The following is an 18,308-nucleotide window of genomic DNA, read 5'->3' as shown; positions in this document are numbered from 1 at the left end:
CATACGGTACCGTCGCATATATGGCCTACCCTTCTGGACAGAATATGCTGGCATACCACACACCGGGCTGCTCCCCCACGCACCGGGTCCGGAGTGAGGCCGTCACGGCCACTGTCGATCGACCACGAAAAATCGAGTGCGGATATACACCGACGTGGATACAACCGACCGTATCAGTCGTCTGCCGGCGCGTTGCCTTCCTGCTCGTACTGCTTTTTCGTGTGCGAGAGCTTTCCACCGTCGGCGAGGATCTCACGCTCGCGCTCGGAGGCGTCGAGATAGCCGGTCGCCTCCCAGTCGTCGTTGACGCGGATGGTGAACTCCTCCTGGCCCGAGCGGACTGCCTCGGCCACGTCGTCGACGATCTCGATGTCGTCGCCCTGGTCGATCTTCTCGTAGGTGTCCTCGTTGATCTCCAGGGGCAGCAGGCCGAAGTTGAACAGGTTCGCCTTGTGAATGCGGGCAAAGCTCTGTGCGAGTACGCCCTCGACACCGAGGTACATCGGGCACAGCGCCGCGTGTTCGCGCGAGGAGCCCTGGCCGTAATTCTCGCCGGCGACGAGGAAGCCGCCGTCGCTCTCCAGGGCGCGGTCGGCGAAGGTCTCGTCGACCCGCGAGAGAGTGAACTCCGAGAGCTTGGGGATGTTCGACCGGTACATCAGGATGTCCTGGGTGGCCGGGATGATGTGGTCGGTCGTGATGTTGTCGTCCATCTTCAGCAGTGCCGGCCCTTCGAGGTGGGCGTCGAGTTCGTCCTTCAGCGGCACGTCGCCGATGTTCGGCCCCTTCACGAGTTCGTCGTCGACGGCCTCCTCCGGCGGGATGAGGTCGGCTTTCGAGCCGTCGTAGACGTCCGGCAACTCGAATCCCGGCGCTTCCATATCGCCGAGCTCCTCGGCCAGATCGCGCGGATCGACGATCTCGCCTTTGATCGCTGCGGCGGCGGCGACTTCCGGCGAGCAGAGGTAGACGTTGTCGTCTTCCAGCCCGGAACGGCCCTCGAAGTTACGGTTGAACGTCCGCAGGCTCACCGAATCGGAGGCCGGCACGTGGCCGATCCCGATACAGGCACCGCAGGTCGACTCCGAGAAGTTCACGCCGGCGGCCATCAGCTCGGAAGCCCAGCCGTCGCGGGCGAGCATCTCGCTGGCCTGTTTCGAGCCGGGCGCGACGATCATCTCGGTCGTCTTGTTTACCTCGCGGCCCTCGAGCATCTTCGCGGCCGGGAGGATGTCCTCGTAGCCGCCGTTGGTACAGGAGCCGATCATGACCTGCTCGACGTCCTGGCCGGCGGCCTCGCGCACCGGCACAATGTTGTCCGGCATCGAGGGTTCGGCGATAAGCGGTTCGAGTTCCGAGAGATCGACGACGATCTCGTCGTGGTATTCGGCGTCTGTATCGGGGCCGATCTCCTCGTAGTCCTCGCCGCGGCCCAGCCGTTCGAGGTAATCCTCGGTCTTCTCGTCGGTCGGGAAGATCGAGGTCGTCGCACCCAGTTCCGTCCCCATGTTGGTGATCGTCGTCCGTTCGGGGACGCTCAGCGTCTCGACGCCCGGACCGGTGTACTCTAGCACCTTGCCGACGCCGCCCTTGACCGAGAGCCGGCGCAGCAACTCGAGGATGACGTCCTTGGCGGTCGCCCACTCGGGCAACTCGCCCTCCAGGCGGACGTTGACGATTTCGGGCATGTCGATGTAGTAGGCCCCGCCGCCCATCGCGACCGAGACGTCCAGCCCGCCGGCCCCGATGGCCAACTCGCCGAGCCCGCCCGGCGTCGGCGTGTGGGAGTCGCTGCCCAGCATCGTCTTGCCCGGCGCCGCGAAGTTCTCCTTGTGGACGTTGTGGCAGATGCCGTTGCCCGGCCGCGAGAAGTGCGCGCCGAACTTGCCCGCCGCCGATCGCAGGAAGCGGTGGTCGTCCGTGTTCTTGAAGTCGAATTGATAAGTCTGGTGGTCACAGTACTGTGCCGCCAGCTCCGTCTGGACCTCGTCCAGATCCAGCGCCTCGAACTGCAGCCACACCAGCGTCCCTGTCGTGTCCTGTGTGAGGACCTGATCGATCTCGATGCCGATCTCCTCGCCGGGCTCGAGTTCGCCCTCGACGAGGTGATCGGAGAGGATTTTCTCCGTGAGCGTCTGTCCCATAACGTCTACGAGTCCGCCGCGGATCGACATAAATCCCGCGTGTTGCCGCGAAAACTGCCTCGATGCCGTCTTGCGGTTTCGATAGTTGATATGAATAGACGATGAACGTCTAATGCGGGATCGACCGCAACGACACGGCTACCAATCTCGATCGGACCGACGGCGACGTGGGAACCGGAGTCGTTTAGTCGGCGGTGGTCGCCTGTGTGGGTATGTTCAGAAGTGGCGGCTTCGTGGCCGACCATCTGGGGAGCGTCGCGTCCGAGCAGGTCCAGCCCAACGGGGTCGATCTCACGCTCGATACCGTCTTCAAGCAGGTCTCGCCCGGCCGGATCGGGACTGACGGCAAGGAGATCGGCGAGCGCGAGGAAGTTGCGGCTGACGACGGTGTCTACCGACTCCCGCCCGGCGGATACGTCGTGCGATACGCCGACCGTATCCGGATACCTGAGGGCCACATCGGCTTTCTGTATCCGCGATCGTCGCTGCTTCGCAACTCCTGTATGCTGGATACGGCGGTCTGGGACGCCGGCTACGAGGGCCGCGGTGAAGGGCTACTGGAGGTGTATCACGACATCGAACTCGAGACGGGCGCACGAATAGCCCAGCTCGTCCTTGCCGAGGCCGACCACGAAGGCACCTACGACGGGTCCTATCACGGCGAGAATATCGAGTAGCGCATCTGTTTTCCGATAATTCGCCGCAGGAACGCGGGGAAAGAACTAACCTTGCACCGAACCCCGTCCGTCGGTCACGGGATGTCAGCGAAGTAGTTGTTCACTGTTCCGTCGGTGAATAGCACGGACAGCCCGACGAAATCGCCTTTCACTGCTGTCTTGTCCGCCTCGAAGGAGACGGTGAGTTCCTCGCCGTCCAGGATCGTAAAGTCGGGAACGTCCGTGTAATCGGCATACGCTTTAATCTCATCAGAGATGACCGGCGACGTGACATTGAGTGTCGTCCCGACGTTGTTGTCGTCCGTCCGGAAGAACAGGAGACGGATCTTGTCGAACGTCATCGCTTCGTTGCCCTCGTTTTGGAACGTCAGATTGAGGAGGGAACTGCTCGGGCCAGGGGCGGCGATATCCGTCAGTTGGACGGCGTCGTCACCCGGATTGATTCTCGACACGCCGTCGTCAGTCGTGTTCGATGGACTGCCGGAGCGATCCGAATCGACGACGGTCAGTCGGAACGTAGCCTGCTCCAGGACATCGATCGAATTGCCGGGATCGGTGCCGTCACCCATCGATGTCCTGATCCGGACGTCCTCGTTGCCATCGACGTCCGCCGGGGCAGTGTAGCGGAACGTCGTCCGGCCGTCGCTACCAGTAAGAGAGGTGTCCACGGGTTCGACCGATCCCAACAGGTCCGCGTTGGTCGGGGTGGTCGTCACCGGCACGCCGCTCACCGGGTTGTTGTACTCGTCGCGGACGACGACGGTGAACCGCTGGGTCGTGTTCTCCGGGATGCTCGTCCCGTTGCCGGCGGCGTCGGTGATGTATCTCGGGCCCGGCTCCTGAGTGGCCGTCGGGCCGACGCGGACCTTCGCGATGCTCAACTCGTACTCGCCGTCTTCGAGGTACAGCGCGAGCCCGTCGGCACGTTCCTCGATCCGATCGATGCGATCGGCGTCGACTACGCCCGCGAACTCTTCGGCCGTGAGGCCGGTCGCGATGTCGATACTGAGGTCTTCGCCCGGCGTATTACGGATCGTCACCGTCTCGGTGCGCGTGCTGACGGGGGCAATCTGGACTGACGTCGAGAGGCCACCGTAGGAGAGCGACCCGTCGAGTAGCGTCAGCTGAATCTGTCGCCCGTCGATGAAACCCGTCCCGTCGTAGAAGTACAACTGCCCGCCGTCGTACCTGGAGTATAACATCGAGTGCTCCCAGGTGAGCGTTCCCGGGTTGCCGAGTTCGTTATAGCCCGGCTGGTAGGTGATCCCCTTCGTCGTGAACGTCTGTTTCGAGCCGTTCCAGTAGTCGCCGACGTTACCGACCGCGGTAGCGTTGTGGATAGTCAGCGGTTGTGCGTCTGTCGTGTACAGCGCTCCGGTGGCTGGACTGGGGTTCAACAGGAAGAACCGTTCCGGATAGACGACGCCGGTCTCGATCGAAACGGTCGCACCGCTTCCGGTCGTACCGACCTGATAGATCCCGTCCTGCAGTGCCTGGATGTCCTGGGTGACGCGCTGGTCGTGTTCGAACTCGACCTGCTTGTTTGCGGCCGGGACGGCGTTGAGCTGGATCAGCGCCAGGACGAGAAACAGCAGTGCGAACACGAGGATCGCGCCGATCACTTCGGAGACGGCGCGGTTGTCGATTCGGAGTGGGCGATCGGACTGAGTGGTGTGGTTCGGAATCATGATCAGATGAGCGCGAACGCCGCGATAGCGACGACGAGCAGGAGGATGCTGTATTTCAGGCCGCTAAAGGCGTCGTCGTCGGCGAGCTTGCCGGCGAGGACGCCGCTTCCGATGGCCTGGACGACCGCGGCGTGCAGGAACAGCGCCTTGTACGCCGCGACGGGGACACCTGTCATCGACATGGGCAGCTCCGACTCCCCCGTCGTCGGCGTGGTCGGCTCGGCCTGTGCCTCGGCGATCGGCGCCAGGTAGGCGCTGTCGAGCAACACCACGACGAGCAGGAACACGAGGAACCCGATCACGACGACGGCGATGTAGGGGCTCAACTCCTGGCGGCGCTCGCGATCGAGTTTGAACCGCTCTTTGGTATCCCTGGCGGCGATACTCAGGACGGTCGCGACGTCGGTGCTCGACCGGATCCCCTCGGCGATCAGGGTCATCGTCCGGGACAGCTGTGGGACGCCGACCCGATCGGCGAACGCGCGCAGTCCGCCACGCGTATCGTAGTTCCAGCGCAGGTCGTTGCGGAGCTTGACCATCTCTTCGGACAGCGGGCCGCTGGACCAGCGTGAGGCGAGGTCGAGGGCGTCGTCGATGGGGACACCCATCTTGTTGGCACTGGCCAGTATCGAGAGCGTGTCGGGAAACCGGGTGGCGAAGTACTGCTCGCGGCGGCGCTTGCGCTCGTGGAAGGCCGACAGCGGCACGAGCACGACCAGAAGCGGCACGACGAACAGCCACGTCGTCGTCGGGACCGGTCGTTCGAGCATCGCGTCCCACGTGGGCATCGCGATGCCGGCTGCGACAAACGCTGCACCCACCAGCACGGCCAGCGGGAGCGTGACGAGCACGGTCCAGACCGGTTTCGAGCGGAACGCGGAGAGCGGATCTGCGAGCCTCGCCCGCAGCACTTGGCGTCGGCGGTGGGCGAGATAGCTCCCCTGGCGGGACTGCAGTTCTGCGGGCATCGCCGTCGTGGCGGACGGTCTAGGAGCCACGCCGGGGAGGGTGTCGCGGACGACCGCCCACAGCAGCGCGAAGCCGGACTCGACCTCGTCGTCTTTCTCGTCGAAGTGGACGTCCGGCTGGACGTACGGCTCCGAAAGGGTATCCAGCAGGACCAGAAAGCCGACCATCGCAAGCGGGAGCATCACGTAGACCAGCAGCGTCAACTCCGTGAGGGTCTGGGCGCCGAGCAGACTCATCACGACAAGGATGACGATGACGAAAAGCGGCGCGGCGACGAACAGGACGACGAAGAACTCGCTCAACAGCGCCAGCACTTCCAGGAACGACTGCTGTTCGTCACGGGCCTCTTCGAGGTACGATTCGGACTCGTCCTCGAAGAAGACCGTGACGTCGCCCCCGGAATCGAGCACGCCCAGGAGGTCGTCGAGGAACCGCTCGAAGTTCTCACTCGGGGTGAGGTTGCGGACGTTCCGCAGTGCGGTATACATGTCGTTGCCGAAGAACTCCACCTCGCGGACGATCATCTCGGCCTCGTTCGCGATCTCGCCATAGGTCTCCTCGGAGTCAGCGAGCACGCTGAAGGTCTCGAGCAGGTCCATCCCGCCACGCGAGAGCGCGTACATGAAGACGATCGCGTGCGGCAGAGTGACGTCGATGTTTCGTCGGCGACTCGAAACAACCAGTCGCGGGTAGTGATATCGGACATACCAGGCCCCGAGTCCGAATGTCGCGGCGAAGACGATCGCGAGCGTCGAACCGGCGAACAGCGACTTGTGGTCGGCGATGTAGTAGACGACAGCTCCGTCGTAGGCGAGGGGGTTCGTGAGCCCCTCGACGGCACCGCTCGCGGCGAGCAGCCAGGCGACCACGAGACCGAGCACGATACCGGTCGCCGTGCCCGCCACCGCATACCAGGCGCTCCGGGCGAGATAGACGTCGAAGCTCTGGCCGTACCGGGCCTGATTGAGCCGCTGCTGGAGGTCGAAATGTCGTTGCGGACGGGCCTTGTAGTAGCCCCGGAACCAGCCGTAGGTCTCACGGAGCTCCCCCTCGTCCAGTCCGGGTGCGTCCTGGACGTACGGGAACTGCTGGAAGCCGAACTCGCTCTGCTCGGTATCTCCGCTGGTCTCCTGGCTCATAGTCGCTCCACCAGGTTCTCGACACCCAGATCGCTCGGGTCGATCGTCGAGGGGCCCGGCGCTCCGTTGGCGAGGGTGGCGCGATCGAGCGTACCGGCCTCGATCGCTTCGAGCAGTGCGTCGGGGTCGCGCGAGTATCGACGGATCGTACTCGAAACGGGACGGTAACCGGTAATCTCGTTGTCGAGCAGGTATTCGAGGACGCGCTGGCGGCGGTCGAACTCGCGAGTGAGATCGCGATCGCTCCAGCCACGGTGGACGGCGATGTCCTGCAGGAGCTGCGAGTCGGCGGCCATCTCGTGGGTGTCACTGGTCGGGTCCCGGCGGAACACTTCGTGTGTCCGGATAGTGCTCGGATCGTCAGGATCGGACTGGATTTCGGTCACCGAGTTCGTCCGGCGGACGCGCTTGCCGTCGATGAACGTTTGCTCCTGGACGGAGACGACGTCTAGTTCCTGGACCATCTGGGCCGGGACGTTCAGCGGCGGATTTTGCAGCCGTGAGAGGACGGTCTCGATCGAATCGGCGTGCAGCGTCGTATACGAGGTGTGGCCGGTCGACATCGCCTGGAAGAAGGTTAGCGCGACCCGCTCCTCGGTGCGGATCTCGCCGACGAGCAGATACTCGGGGCGCTGGCGGAGCGCGGCCTGCAGGAGCTGATACATCGTGACCTCGCCCTGCCCCTCGGCGGTGACGGCACCGCGCGTGATGCTCTGGATCCAGTTCTCGTGTGGGAGGTCGATCTCGCGGGTGTCCTCGATCGTGACGACCTTGCTGGAGGGTGGGACGAAAAACGACACCGCGTTGAGACTGGAGGTCTTGCCCGAGCCGGTCCCGCCGGCGAAGATCAGCGACTTGTTGTTCTCGATGGCCAGCCAGAAGTAGGCCATCTGCTGTATCGAGAACGTCCCCCAGTCGACGAGCTCGATCGGTGTGAACGGAATGTCAGAGAACTTCCGGATCGTGAAGTTCGAGCCGCGAGTGCTGACGTCCCCGCCCAGCGTGAGCTGTACGCGCGAGCCGTTGGGCAGCGTCGCATCGACCAGGGGATTCGAGATCGTCAGCTGCTTGCCGGCCCGCTGGGCCAGCCGGAAGGTGAACGCGTCGAGTCGGTCGGCGTCGAAGCGCACGTTCGTCCGGAGGTCGCGGTATCGGCGGTGGTAGACGAACACCGGAACGTCGTGGCCGTCACAGGAGACGTCCTCGATGTCGCCGTCGCGCATGATCGAGTCGATCGGGCCGAAGTCGACGAAGTCCCGGATCAGGTAATACAGGAGCTTGTGGATCGTCCCCGGCTTGATCGTCGCGGCCTGTTCGTCGATGAGCGTTCGCACCTCACGACGAAACACCGCCTCGCGGTCGTTCTCCTCGAAGTCGCGATACATCAGGTTGTTCCGGAGCAACTCGATGAGATCGCGTCGAACGTATCGCTCGAAGTCGTCGAGCACGGGTTCGACCACGTGATAGCGCTGTTCGTTTTCCTCGTCGTCGTGCAGAATCGCGACGTAGGCGAACGGCTTGTGCACCCACTCCCACTCGAGTTCCTGATAGCGATCGAGATAGCTGAAATCAAAGAACTGCGAGGCGACAAACTCCTCCGTGGGTGACTCGACGCCCTGCTCGGAGTGAGCCGAGAAGTATGCTCTTACTTCGTACAGGACTTCGGCGACTGTCGGGTGCTCGTAGGGTACGATATCGTGTTCGAGGTCCTCCGGCACTGCGAGTTCGTTGTGCGTGGTGTCCACGACGGAACGGTCTGACCCGGCTGTCGAGTCACTACCCGTTTCTGTGAGTGATTCTCTCCCATCCATGCCTAGTAAGAGAAGTGACAAGAATATAAATAAATCTGCTTATACTTCTTCATTTAAATAATCAGATAAAAATCATATGGGCGGATAGCATCAGGGTTTCACGGTGTACCGAGAGATATTCATCGCCCGAAACGGACTGATTCGGCGGCTCTGTCGCCGCCTCGACCGTCTCGTTGGGCCGCTTGCGGGGTTTCGGAGTAACGGTCGAAGAATGTGCGAGCGACATGCTCGCCCAGTACGTCGTCTCGGGAATCTATCACGCCTCGCGCACGACGCAGGCTCTTTCTGAGCCTGAAACCGTTCGCGAATATTTTATATCCGGCACAGTTACCAACGAGTATGAGCGCTGATGAGCCGTACATCGTTCGCGACGAGGGCGGCGACACCGACGATGCGGACGCCTGGATCGCCCCGGAACCGGCCTCGGACGTAATCGCCGACGCGATCGTCGCCAAGAGCGATCTGACGCGCGATGCGGTCGAACCCCTCGAAGAACACGTCGATTTCGAGATATTGCGGGCCGTGCTAACCGGCGAAACGGAACCGCCGGTGACCTTCGACGTGGAAGGAGTGGCCGTGACTGTCGACCGGGACGGCGCGGTCGGGATCTCCGAGTCCTGATCGGGGCGGAGCGAGTGGACGTGTCGCTGGTCGTCTGAGATAGTCCTACAGCTATGTCCGCGAAACTTGTTTCACGGTGCGCCGAGACGGTGAACTATGACGCGCATCGCACTGATCGCACACGACGACGAGAAGCCGGAGATGATCGACTTCGCCGAGAGTTACCAGTCGTACCTCTCGACCGTGGACATTGTCTGCACAGGGACGACGGGTCAGCGGATCGCCGAGGCGACGGGTCTGGAGGTCGAACGCAAGCAGTCGGGGCCGCTCGGCGGCGACATGGAGATCGGCGCTGAAGCCGCGAACGACCGGATCGACGGGATCGTCTTCCTGCGCGACCCGCTGACTGCACAGCCCCACGAGCCGGACATCTCGGCGCTGTTGCGGATCTGTGACGTCCACGATACGCCGCTGGCGACGACCCGAACGTCCGCGGAGTACGTCCTCGAAGGGCTGGCCCGCGAGGACGGCCACGAACTCGACTAGTCGTCGTCTCGGCGGTCACCAGAAGGTTCTTGCCGGCCGTAACCGATAGGAACTACCAATGAACCGTGCGGTCGAGGTGAGTGTCGTCCTGCCCGCGTACAACGAGGCGGACACGATCGAGCAGACCGTCGAGGTCACGCTCACGACGCTGGAAGCGTTTCTACCTGCAGGCGTTTTCGAGGTGATCGTCGCGGAAGACGGCTGTGCGGACCGCACGCCCGAGATTGCGTCCCGGCTGGCCGACGAAGACGAGCGCGTGCGCCACGTCCACAGCGACCGGCGTCTCGGCCGGGGCGGCGCGCTGGAGTACGCTTTCCGGCAGGCCCGCGGCGAGACGCTGGCGTATTTCGACACCGATCTGGCGACCGATATGTCTCATCTGGAGGAGCTGATCGAGAGCGTCCGCAGCGGCGACTACGAGTTCGCGACTGGTTCGCGATGGGTTCCCGGCAACACTGCGGACCGGCCCGCCAAACGCGGCATCCCGAGCAAGGGGTTCAACACGCTCGTGCGATTGCTGTTGCGTTCGGAGCTACGGGATCATCAGTGTGGGTTCAAGGCTTTCGATCGGGCAGCCCTGTTAGACGTGCTGGAAGACGTCGAAGACGACCACTGGTTCTGGGACACTGAAGTACTCGTTCGGGCCCAGCGATCGGGCTACAATGTCAGGGAGTTCCCCGTCGAATGGACGCCGAAAGGCGACTCGAAGGTCGATCTCGTCCGGGATGTCCTTGGGATGGGAAGCCAGATCGTCCGCACCTTCTGGCAGGTCTCGGTCAGTCCGCGGATCGACCGACGGGTGAGCGCCGTCGCCGGAACGGTACTGGTCGCCCTCGCGCTGATGTTGATGACGACGTATCTCGATCCCGGCGAGGTGTGGGCGAACATGCGAAGTGCCGACGTAGCCCTCGTCGGGGTCGCGGCCGTAGTGTACGTGTTCTCCTGGCCCCTGCGGGGACTGCGCTATCGGGACATCCTCGATCGCCTCGGCTATCGCTCCGATCCGGGATTCCTGACGGGCGCGATCTTCATCAGCCAGACCGGTAACCTGGTATTTCCCGCGCGGCTGGGCGACGCCGTCCGCGCATACGTGATGAAGGCTCGCCGGTCGGTCCCGTACCCCTCGGGGTTCGCCTCGTTGGCGATCGAGCGGGTGTTCGACCTGCTGACGATCGCGCTGCTGGCCGGCGCCGTCGTCCTGGGTATGGTCGCGACGATGTCGCCGGCGGAACTGCAATCGGCGATCGTCGGTGCGGAGTTGGCCGGTGGGCAGGAACAGGCGGGCCGCACGGCGATGGTCGTCGCCGCCGGCGTCGGCGTGGCCGCGATCGCCGCGACGGCCGTGATCGTTCTCAGCGCACGCAGCGACCGCAACCACGTCAGGTCGGTCGTCACAAGGCTCAGCAGTGACAGCTACGCCGATTACGTCGCCGGTGTGATCGAACGGTTCGTGGGCGACGTCCAGACGGTCGCCAGCGACCGGCGGGCGTTCGCCCTGGTCGGGACGACGAGCCTGTTGATCTGGACGATAGACGTGCTCACCGCTGTCATCGTCCTGTTGGCGTTCGGCGTCGAGCTTACCCCCTTCCTCGTCGGCGTCGCCTTCTTCGCGGTCAGCGTCGGTAACCTCGCGAAGGTGTTGCCTCTGACCCCCGCCGGTCTCGGGCTCTACGAGGGGGCGTTCGCGATCATCGTCGTCGGACTGACGCCACTGGGCGGCGCGCTGGCGATCAGCGTCGCGGTCGTCGATCACGCCGTCAAGAACCTGGTGACGCTCGCGGGCGGGCTGGTCTCGATGGCCTGGCTCAACGTCTCGCTGACGACAGCCGTCGAGGAGAGCCGCGACCGCGACGAGGTCGAAGTCCCCGCGACTCAGGACTCGTAGTGAGACGTCAGAAACGGGCCCAGCGCTCCCGCGACCGCGTGAGCGAGCGCGGACTCCCGATCGATCGCACCGCCAGTGAGCACGCCGGCGGCGCCCTGTCCAGTCGCGACCCCGGACGTGTCCAGCCAATCGTCCATCACCGGTCCGAGTTCCTCGCCCGCGCGGAGCCGATCCGCGACGGCCCCGGGCAGGCGAATCGACGGGCCGCCGCCCCGTTCGAGGCGCTCCCCGTCAGTGACAGCCGCCCACATCACCAGAAACAGCCCGTCACTCCTGGGACTGGTTCCGACACCACCCTCGATACCGACAGCGAGATCGGCGTCCACCGCAGCCAGTGCGCGACGGGCCCGGGTGTCCGCCCCCTGGATTGTCTCGGCGCGACCGTGTGGCTGCTCCGGTACCCCTGAATCGACCGCGACGGGTGTGACCGTCGCGTCATCGAGAACACCCTCGACGGCCCGCTGCTTGACAGGATTCGCACTGCCGACTGCGACGTGCATTGGTTCGCGATCCGGCCTCGACCGGCTTGACTGTTCGTGTCACACTTGTACTGGCGTGCCAGGGGACACCACGACATGCGATCCGGGCCGCTACCGCTACTACAGCTGTAGATACCGAAATATATTTATATGGTTAAGACTAACCGATTGGTCAGCGACTACAATCCGGGTTTTACCAGGATGTTCCTGCCCGGACAGCACCCGCCCTCGAACCATGAGTGAGTCAACACGCACGCGATCACGATCGACAGTAGAATCGGAAACCGACGAACAGAACGACCTTACCTGTCCGGAATGCGGGGGTAATCTCGTCGCCGATGACGCCCGTGGGGAGACGGTCTGTGACGACTGCGGACTGGTCGTCGACGCCGACGAGATCGACCGCGGGCCGGAGTGGCGCGCGTTCGACTCCAAGGAGAAAGACGAGAAGAGCCGCGTGGGTGCCCCCACCACGAACATGATGCACGACAAGGGGCTCTCAACCAACATCGACTGGCGCGACAAGGACGCCTACGGCAACTCCCTGTCCAGCAACCAGCGTGAGAAAATGCAGCGCCTTCGCAAGTGGAACGAGCGGTTCCGGACCCGGGACTCCAAAGAGCGCAACCTCAAGCAGGCGCTGGGCGAGATCGACCGGATGGCCTCCGCGCTTGGCCTGCCCGAGAACGTCCGCGAGACCGCCTCAGTGATCTACCGCCGTGCACTCGACGAGGATCTACTGCCCGGACGCTCCATCGAGGGCGTCTCGACTTCCGCGGTGTACGCCGCCGCACGCCAGGCCGGCGTCCCCCGAAGCCTCGACGAGATTACGGACGTCTCTCGCGTGGGCAAAGACGAGATCGCCCGCACGTATCGGTACGTCGTCCGCGAACTCGGCCTGGAAGTCAAGCCCGCCGACCCCGAGAGCTACGTCCCCCGGTTTGCAAGCGACCTCGACCTCTCCGAGGAGGCCGAACACCGCGCTCGCGAACTGCTGACTAACGCCAAAGAACAGGGCGTCCACTCCGGGAAATCGCCCGTCGGACTGGCCGCCGCCGCGGTCTACGCCGCCTCGCTTTTGACCAACGAGAAGACGACCCAGGCCGCCGTCTCGGAGGTCGCGGACATCTCCGAGGTCACGATCCGAAACCGCTATCACGAACTGCTCGAAGCCGAGCAGGGCATCGCGATGGCCTGAGAACCACTTTTTCCTCTTCGGATTTCCTCGCGAGCGCCACGACGCTCGCTGCGGGAATCCTCATCGCAAAAACTTGGGGAAAAATGCCGGAATCGCCTTAGAGGGCGATTCCGGGGAAACGGCGACTCCGTCGCCGTATGCTTGCTTTTCCGCAACCGCACCGCCACAGCAACCGCACCGCCACAGCAACCGCACCGCCACAGCAACCGTACCGCCACAACAACGCACAGCCATATAGCAGCCGCATCGGTACACGCCTCTCCAGCTGATTCGCTCACTCGCGTCGCTCGTTCGCTCGTCCACGACTGCTGTCGGGGCTGGATCACCACGATAGCGCGCGTTACACGAGATTCGTTTGTCCGATATCCCCTTCAGCGAGTTCTATCAGCCCTGATAACTGCGGAGTCACGTTTAATCAGCCGGGACCCGCGAATACCGATATATGGCTTCAGATATGGGTGGTCTCGACGACGAGTTCGGGACGGACGACGTCGAGGCGGCGGATCTCGGGGGCGCAATCGACGAATTGCTTCGCGCGTCCGAGAACGTCTCGAACAGCTCCCAGCAGATCAGCGACCTCGCACAGGACCAGTCGGACAACATGCGCGAGGTTGCCGGCGAGGTGTCGAATCTCAGCGCCACCGTCGAGGAAGTCGCATCGAGCGCCAACGAGGTGAAAGCGATCAGCGAACAGGCCCGGCAACTCGCGGACGACGGCCGGGGCGTCGCCGACGAGGCGATCGACGCGATGGAGTCGGTCGACGACGCGAATCAGGAGGTCAGCGACGACGTCACGCAACTTCGCGATCGCATCGACGAGATCGACGAGATCGTCGACGTGATCAACGACATCGCGGACCAGACCAACATGCTGGCGTTGAACGCCTCGATCGAGGCCGCCCGTGCGGGTGAAGCGGGTGAAGGGTTCGCCGTCGTCGCCGACGAGGTGAAGTCACTGGCCGAGGAATCCCAGCAAAACGCCGCGGAGATCGAATCGATGGTCGCGGACATCAAAAGCGACACCGAGCGTACCGTCGAATCCATCCAGGAAGCCAACGAACAGGTCGAATCGGGGATCGACCAGGTCGAGGAAGCCGTCGAGATCCTCCGGAAGATCGACCAGGCCGTCAGCGAAGCCGCCCAGGGCGCCGAAGAGGTCGCCGAAGCCACCGACGACCAGGCCGCTTCGACCGAGGAAGTCGCGAGCATGGTCGACGAGACCGCCGAATCCGCCGAGCGCGTCGCCGAGGAGATCGAGGAGATCGCCGCCGCAAACGAGCAACAGGCCGCCAAAGTCAACGAGATCCAGCGCATGATAGAGCGCCGTGACGTCGAGTGATACCACATCGAACCCGACGAGTGCCGTCCCGGCCGACGTGCGTCAGACGATTTCGATCCGATCGCAACGGCTTTTTTCTTCGAGTTAAACTCCATAGCCATGCGTTTCGGCGTCGACGAGGCCGGCAAGGGTCCCGTCCTGGGATCGATGTTCGCCGCGGCAGTCCTCGCTGATCCGGGTGCGTTACCCGAGGATGTCGACGATTCGAAAGATATCCCACCGGACCGACGAGGGGAGATGGCTGAGGAGATCCGCGAGGTCGCCGACCAGGTTGCTGTCGCCGAGATCCCGGTGTGGGAGATCGACGACGAGGAGACGGACATGAACACCCTGACCGTCGAGGCCCACGCTCGCGCACTGTCGAAAGTTGTCAACGCTGTCGATGACGACACGGAACTCTCGGGATACGTCGATGCCGGGGACACCAACGCAGTCCGATTCGGCCAGCGACTGCGCGATCGTCTGGACGGTGACATCGACCTGCGGGCCGAACACGAGGCCGACGCGACCCACCCGATTGTCGGCGCGGCCAGCGTGATCGCGAAGGTCGCTCGCGACGCCCACGTCCGAGCGCTGAGCGCGAAATACGGTGACGTTGGGAGCGGCTACCCGTCGGATCCGACGACGCGTGCGTTCCTGCAGGCACACGTCGAGACGTACGACGAGCTGCCCGACTGTGCCCGTGCCTCCTGGCAGACCAGCAAGGACGCACTGGCGGCTGCGGCACAGGCGAGCCTCGACGCCTTCGAGTGATCGGTGTCGGCGCGTTGCGTTACTCGTTTCCGACGAAGACCGTTTTCAGGCGATTACCGCAGTTCGGACAGCACAGCACCTGCCACTTGTCCGGGTCGAGATCGGCCATCGTCTCCCGCCGAATGGCGTCCTCGCGCGAGACCGACTGCTCACAGGTGTCACAGTAGTGATCCTCGTCCATATGCGAACAGACGAGACCGAGGGAAAAGTCGTTACCGCTGATCCTCGCTCAACACGAGGTTTCGCAGGATGTCACCGTAGGCCGGGCGGGTGATGAGCACGCCGATGAGCACACCGACGATGGTGACGATAGCGAACCCGAACAGGTCGCCGACCGACAGGATCGTGAGCGGGCTCATCGCGATGATCGTCGTCACCGCGGCCGCCCCGATGACCCAGAAGGCCTTCCGGAAGCGGCTCTCGAAGACCCGCCCCGTGGCGACCTCGCCCTGCTGGAGGATCTCGTCGGCGATGATGATCAGGTCGTCCACCCCGGTCCCGATCACGGCGATCAAGCCGGCGATGTGTGACAGGTCCAACGCGAGTCCCGAGACGGCCGCGAACCCGAGCAGGATGAACACTTCCGCGACCGCAGTGAAGATCATCGGAATTGCGACCCGAACCTTCCTGTATCGCAGGAAGACCATTCCGGCAACGCCGAACCACGCAAGCAGGCCAGTGACTAGCGACAGCGACTTGAACTCCTGTGCGAGACTCGGCTGCAGGTAGGAAATGTCGTGTTCGGAGCCGGTCAGGTCGAGGTTCGTCGGCAGCGATCCGACTTCGAGGCTGATCTTGACTTCCTGGGCCTGCTCTGCGCTGGAGGCACCGATCGTGAACGTCGGCGTGTCGGACCAGGAGCCGTCTCTGAGTCCGCCGGCGAGGTCTTCCCCCATCCCGTTGTACCGGACTGGTTCCCCGTCGAGGGTCGTCACCAGACAGTAGCTACCGGGCCGGTCCGCGCCCCCAGTCGCGTCACAGTTTCCGATCCCGCGAGCGTCCGTGAAATTGAGCGCGTTCATCTGCGATTGGAACTGCTGTGCCCCCTGCTCGTTGAGCGTGACCGGTGCTTGCCAGCCGACGATGTTTCCGTTCTCGTCCTCCCGCGGCCCGATCTGTCCGGTGCTGGCGATGTCGTCGCCAGTGATGACCGTGGTGTTCGTGGTCGTGTTGCTGCCGGGTTCGCGCACGGAGGCGACGATGCGGACGACGCCTCGCTCGGAGACGGTGTCTCGGACATCCGACGGCTCCGCGTTCGGCACTTCGACGACGACGAGGCCGTCACCGACAGTCGTCACCGTGCCGCCGGACAGCCCTGTCTGGTCGATCTTGCTCTGGAGGATATTGACGACGTTCGCGCGCGTCTCGGACGTGACTCCGTTGTTGATGTCCTCGGCCTGCACGCCGTAGCCGGCCGACTGGAGCGCGCTCGCGAACTCGGCCCGACTGACGTCGTCGTCGAAGACCTCGATCGTGCCCTGGCGGACGCGGACATCGATCTGTTCGACACCGAGTTCCTCGGCGATTTGGGCGTTGACCTCCCTCGACTGGTTGTCCCCGACGTCGATGTCCGTTGCGTGCAATCCGACCAGCGGCGCTCGAATGCGTGTGCCCCCGGCGAGATCGAACCCGTACTGGAGGTTCGTCAGCCCGGAATCAGCCTGCCGCTCGATGGCCAACGTCACCTGGGAGTTTTCCGCCCGAAGGGTCGTCTCGTTCGGGATGCCGACCGTCCCTTGTGTCCTCGATATATCGGCGTTCGAGGGAACGACGAGTGTGCCGTCGGCGACGGTGATCGATCCGTTGGTCACCCGCGCCGAGGCGTCCGTCCGGTCAGTTATGTCTCCCCGGACCTCGATCGTCGCGTTCGACGCGACGATGGTATCCGATCCGTTGGTGGTCTCAAGGGTCGTGTTATCGAGCTGGATCGTGCTCCGATCGAGCGTGAGTTCCTGCTGCTCGCCGGACAGCTCGACGAAGTCCGTCTGCGTGCCGGGATCGCTTCCTCCGATCGGGCCGACGAGCGCGAACGCACTCGCGAGCAGGAAGGCCACGAGCATTACGATCCGCCAGTTCTCGCGCAGCGAGATCATCGTGCCACCCCCTCGAACTTGTACCAGCGAAGGAGACTGAGGTTCAGCATGTACGTGTTCATCAGGTCAGCCATGAGCCCGAACACAAGGATGAGCCCGATGTCGGGCAACAGCGGGATCGACAGCAGCGTCGCGACGACCGTCATCACGATCATCGCGACGATCGACGTGAGCGTCATCGTCACACCGGTCCGCATCGCGTTGTACGTCGACTCGTAAAACTCGCCGCGTCGGCGCAGAATGTGGTTGTTGAGGAGGATGTCGGAGTCGACCGAATACCCGATCAACATCAGCAGGGCGGCGATCGTCCCCAGCGAGAGATTGATCTCGAACAGGCCGGTCAGCGCCAGCAGATCCATAATCGCCAGCGGGATCACGATGTCCGAAAACGCCGAGATGACGACCGCTATCGACGGCACGAACGTCCGGAAGATGAGGAACACGAACGCGCTCATGCCGGCGAACGCGACCGCGAGCCCGAGTAAGGCGTTCTGCTGGTTCGTCGAACCGAACGCGGCAGAACGGGTGTTGGCCCGATCGACCTCGAACCCGGCCGCCTCAGCCGTTGCCTGGAGATCCTGGAGGCTAGTCGAGCCCTCATCCAGGAACGTTACGATGTACTCGTTGCTGCCCTGGACCGGCCGGATCGAATCGATCGGCGTCTCGAACGCCGAGCGGATGGCCGACTGTCCCTCGTCGGCCACGATTCGCATCTCCGTCCCACCGGTGAAATCGAACCCGAGCGGGACGGGCGTCCCATGCAGGAGATAGTATACGACGAGCACCAGCAGCGCGAACCCGAGGACGGCGAGCGGGGGGCCCGCGAGCTGGCGGTTTGAGTACCGGTCGTAATCGATTTCCGGTACTTCGAACTCGACCATAGGCCAGGGTGTGAGACGCCCGTGAATAAGTTTTCCTAAGTCCGTGCGCCATCACGGATCGCCAACGCTCCCCGTTCGTCACCTCCGCGGACTCCCGAAGGTCGTCCGCGCTACTCACGGATCGCCAACGCTCCCCGCTCGTCAC

General features: G+C 63.7%; 15 protein-coding genes. 7 read left to right on the top strand and 8 right to left on the bottom strand.

Annotated features, from left to right (window positions below):
- Positions 1-173 precede the first annotated feature (173 nt).
- Positions 174-2,144 (bottom strand): aconitate hydratase, encoded by a 1,971-nt coding sequence (locus HSEST_RS10130; protein ID WP_229120818.1) that lies wholly within the window; start codon positions 2,142-2,144, stop codon positions 174-176.
- Positions 2,145-2,356: 212 nt separating this feature from the next.
- Here HSEST_RS10130 and HSEST_RS10125 point away from each other — a divergent pair, with 212 nt between their 5' ends.
- Positions 2,357-2,821, top strand: a complete 465-nt coding sequence (locus HSEST_RS10125) for a deoxyuridine 5'-triphosphate nucleotidohydrolase (protein ID WP_229120817.1) — start codon at positions 2,357-2,359, stop codon at positions 2,819-2,821.
- A 74-nt stretch (positions 2,822-2,895) separates the two neighbouring features.
- Here the strand turns inward: HSEST_RS10125 and HSEST_RS10120 are convergent, their stop codons facing one another.
- Genes HSEST_RS10120 through HSEST_RS10110 form a run of 3 tightly spaced genes read right to left on the bottom strand, consistent with a single transcriptional unit; the run spans position 2,896 to position 8,428 of the window.
- Positions 2,896-4,509, bottom strand: a complete 1,614-nt coding sequence (locus HSEST_RS10120) for an Ig-like domain-containing protein (protein WP_229120816.1) — start codon at positions 4,507-4,509, stop codon at positions 2,896-2,898.
- A 2-nt stretch (positions 4,510-4,511) separates the two neighbouring features.
- Positions 4,512-6,617 (bottom strand): type II secretion system F family protein, encoded by a 2,106-nt coding sequence (locus tag HSEST_RS10115; RefSeq protein WP_229120815.1) that lies wholly within the window; start codon positions 6,615-6,617, stop codon positions 4,512-4,514.
- A complete protein-coding gene (locus tag HSEST_RS10110; RefSeq protein WP_229120814.1) occupies positions 6,614-8,428 on the bottom strand; it encodes a type II/IV secretion system ATPase subunit in 1,815 nt (604 codons plus the stop codon). Before HSEST_RS10110 ends, HSEST_RS10115 begins: the two co-directional genes overlap by 4 nt.
- A gap of 339 nt (positions 8,429-8,767) precedes the next feature.
- Here HSEST_RS10110 and HSEST_RS10105 point away from each other — a divergent pair, with 339 nt between their 5' ends.
- From HSEST_RS10105 to HSEST_RS10095, 3 genes are all read left to right on the top strand, one after another.
- Positions 8,768-9,049 (top strand): HalOD1 output domain-containing protein, encoded by a 282-nt coding sequence (locus HSEST_RS10105; RefSeq protein ID WP_229120813.1) that lies wholly within the window; start codon positions 8,768-8,770, stop codon positions 9,047-9,049.
- 96 nt (positions 9,050-9,145) lie between these two features.
- Positions 9,146-9,535, top strand: a complete 390-nt coding sequence (locus HSEST_RS10100; RefSeq protein WP_229120812.1) for a methylglyoxal synthase — start codon at positions 9,146-9,148, stop codon at positions 9,533-9,535.
- A gap of 58 nt (positions 9,536-9,593) precedes the next feature.
- Entirely contained in the window at positions 9,594-11,420 is a 1,827-nt protein-coding gene (locus HSEST_RS10095) for a flippase-like domain-containing protein (protein WP_229120811.1), read from the top strand.
- On the opposite strand, the gene yjjX is transcribed toward HSEST_RS10095, so the two are convergent.
- Positions 11,408-11,920 carry an inosine/xanthosine triphosphatase gene (yjjX, locus tag HSEST_RS10090; protein WP_229120810.1) on the bottom strand — a complete coding sequence of 171 codons (513 nt, stop codon included), beginning with the start codon at positions 11,918-11,920 and terminating at the stop codon, positions 11,408-11,410. The genes HSEST_RS10095 and yjjX overlap by 13 nt on opposite strands.
- A gap of 214 nt (positions 11,921-12,134) precedes the next feature.
- On the opposite strand from yjjX, the gene HSEST_RS10085 reads away from it, so the two are divergent.
- The 3 genes from HSEST_RS10085 (at position 12,135) to rnhB (ending at position 15,189) form a co-directional block, all read left to right on the top strand.
- Positions 12,135-13,097, top strand: coding sequence for a transcription initiation factor IIB (locus HSEST_RS10085; RefSeq protein WP_229120809.1), 963 nt, complete (start codon positions 12,135-12,137; stop codon positions 13,095-13,097).
- 442 nt (positions 13,098-13,539) lie between these two features.
- Positions 13,540-14,436: a methyl-accepting chemotaxis protein gene (locus HSEST_RS10080; protein ID WP_229120808.1), complete on the top strand. Its 897-nt coding sequence runs from the start codon at positions 13,540-13,542 to the stop codon at positions 14,434-14,436.
- Positions 14,437-14,535: 99 nt separating this feature from the next.
- Positions 14,536-15,189, top strand: coding sequence for a ribonuclease HII (gene rnhB, locus HSEST_RS10075; RefSeq protein WP_229120807.1), 654 nt, complete (start codon positions 14,536-14,538; stop codon positions 15,187-15,189).
- A 19-nt stretch (positions 15,190-15,208) separates the two neighbouring features.
- Here the strand turns inward: rnhB and HSEST_RS10070 are convergent, their stop codons facing one another.
- The 3 genes from HSEST_RS10070 to secF are packed head-to-tail and all read right to left on the bottom strand — an operon-like array spanning position 15,209 to position 18,163.
- Entirely contained in the window at positions 15,209-15,370 is a 162-nt protein-coding gene (locus HSEST_RS10070) for a hypothetical protein (protein ID WP_229120806.1), read from the bottom strand.
- A 31-nt stretch (positions 15,371-15,401) separates the two neighbouring features.
- Positions 15,402-17,282: a preprotein translocase subunit SecD gene (locus HSEST_RS10065; protein ID WP_229120805.1), complete on the bottom strand. Its 1,881-nt coding sequence runs from the start codon at positions 17,280-17,282 to the stop codon at positions 15,402-15,404.
- Entirely contained in the window at positions 17,279-18,163 is an 885-nt protein-coding gene (gene secF / locus HSEST_RS10060; protein ID WP_229120804.1) for a protein translocase subunit SecF, read from the bottom strand. Before secF ends, HSEST_RS10065 begins: the two co-directional genes overlap by 4 nt.
- Positions 18,164-18,308 lie beyond the last annotated feature (145 nt).

This window comes from Halapricum desulfuricans, from assembly GCF_017094465.1.
Taxonomy (GTDB): domain Archaea; phylum Halobacteriota; class Halobacteria; order Halobacteriales; family Haloarculaceae; genus Halapricum.
The sequence above is the reverse complement of the archived record's forward strand: the minus strand, read 5'-3'. Positions and strand labels throughout refer to the sequence as shown.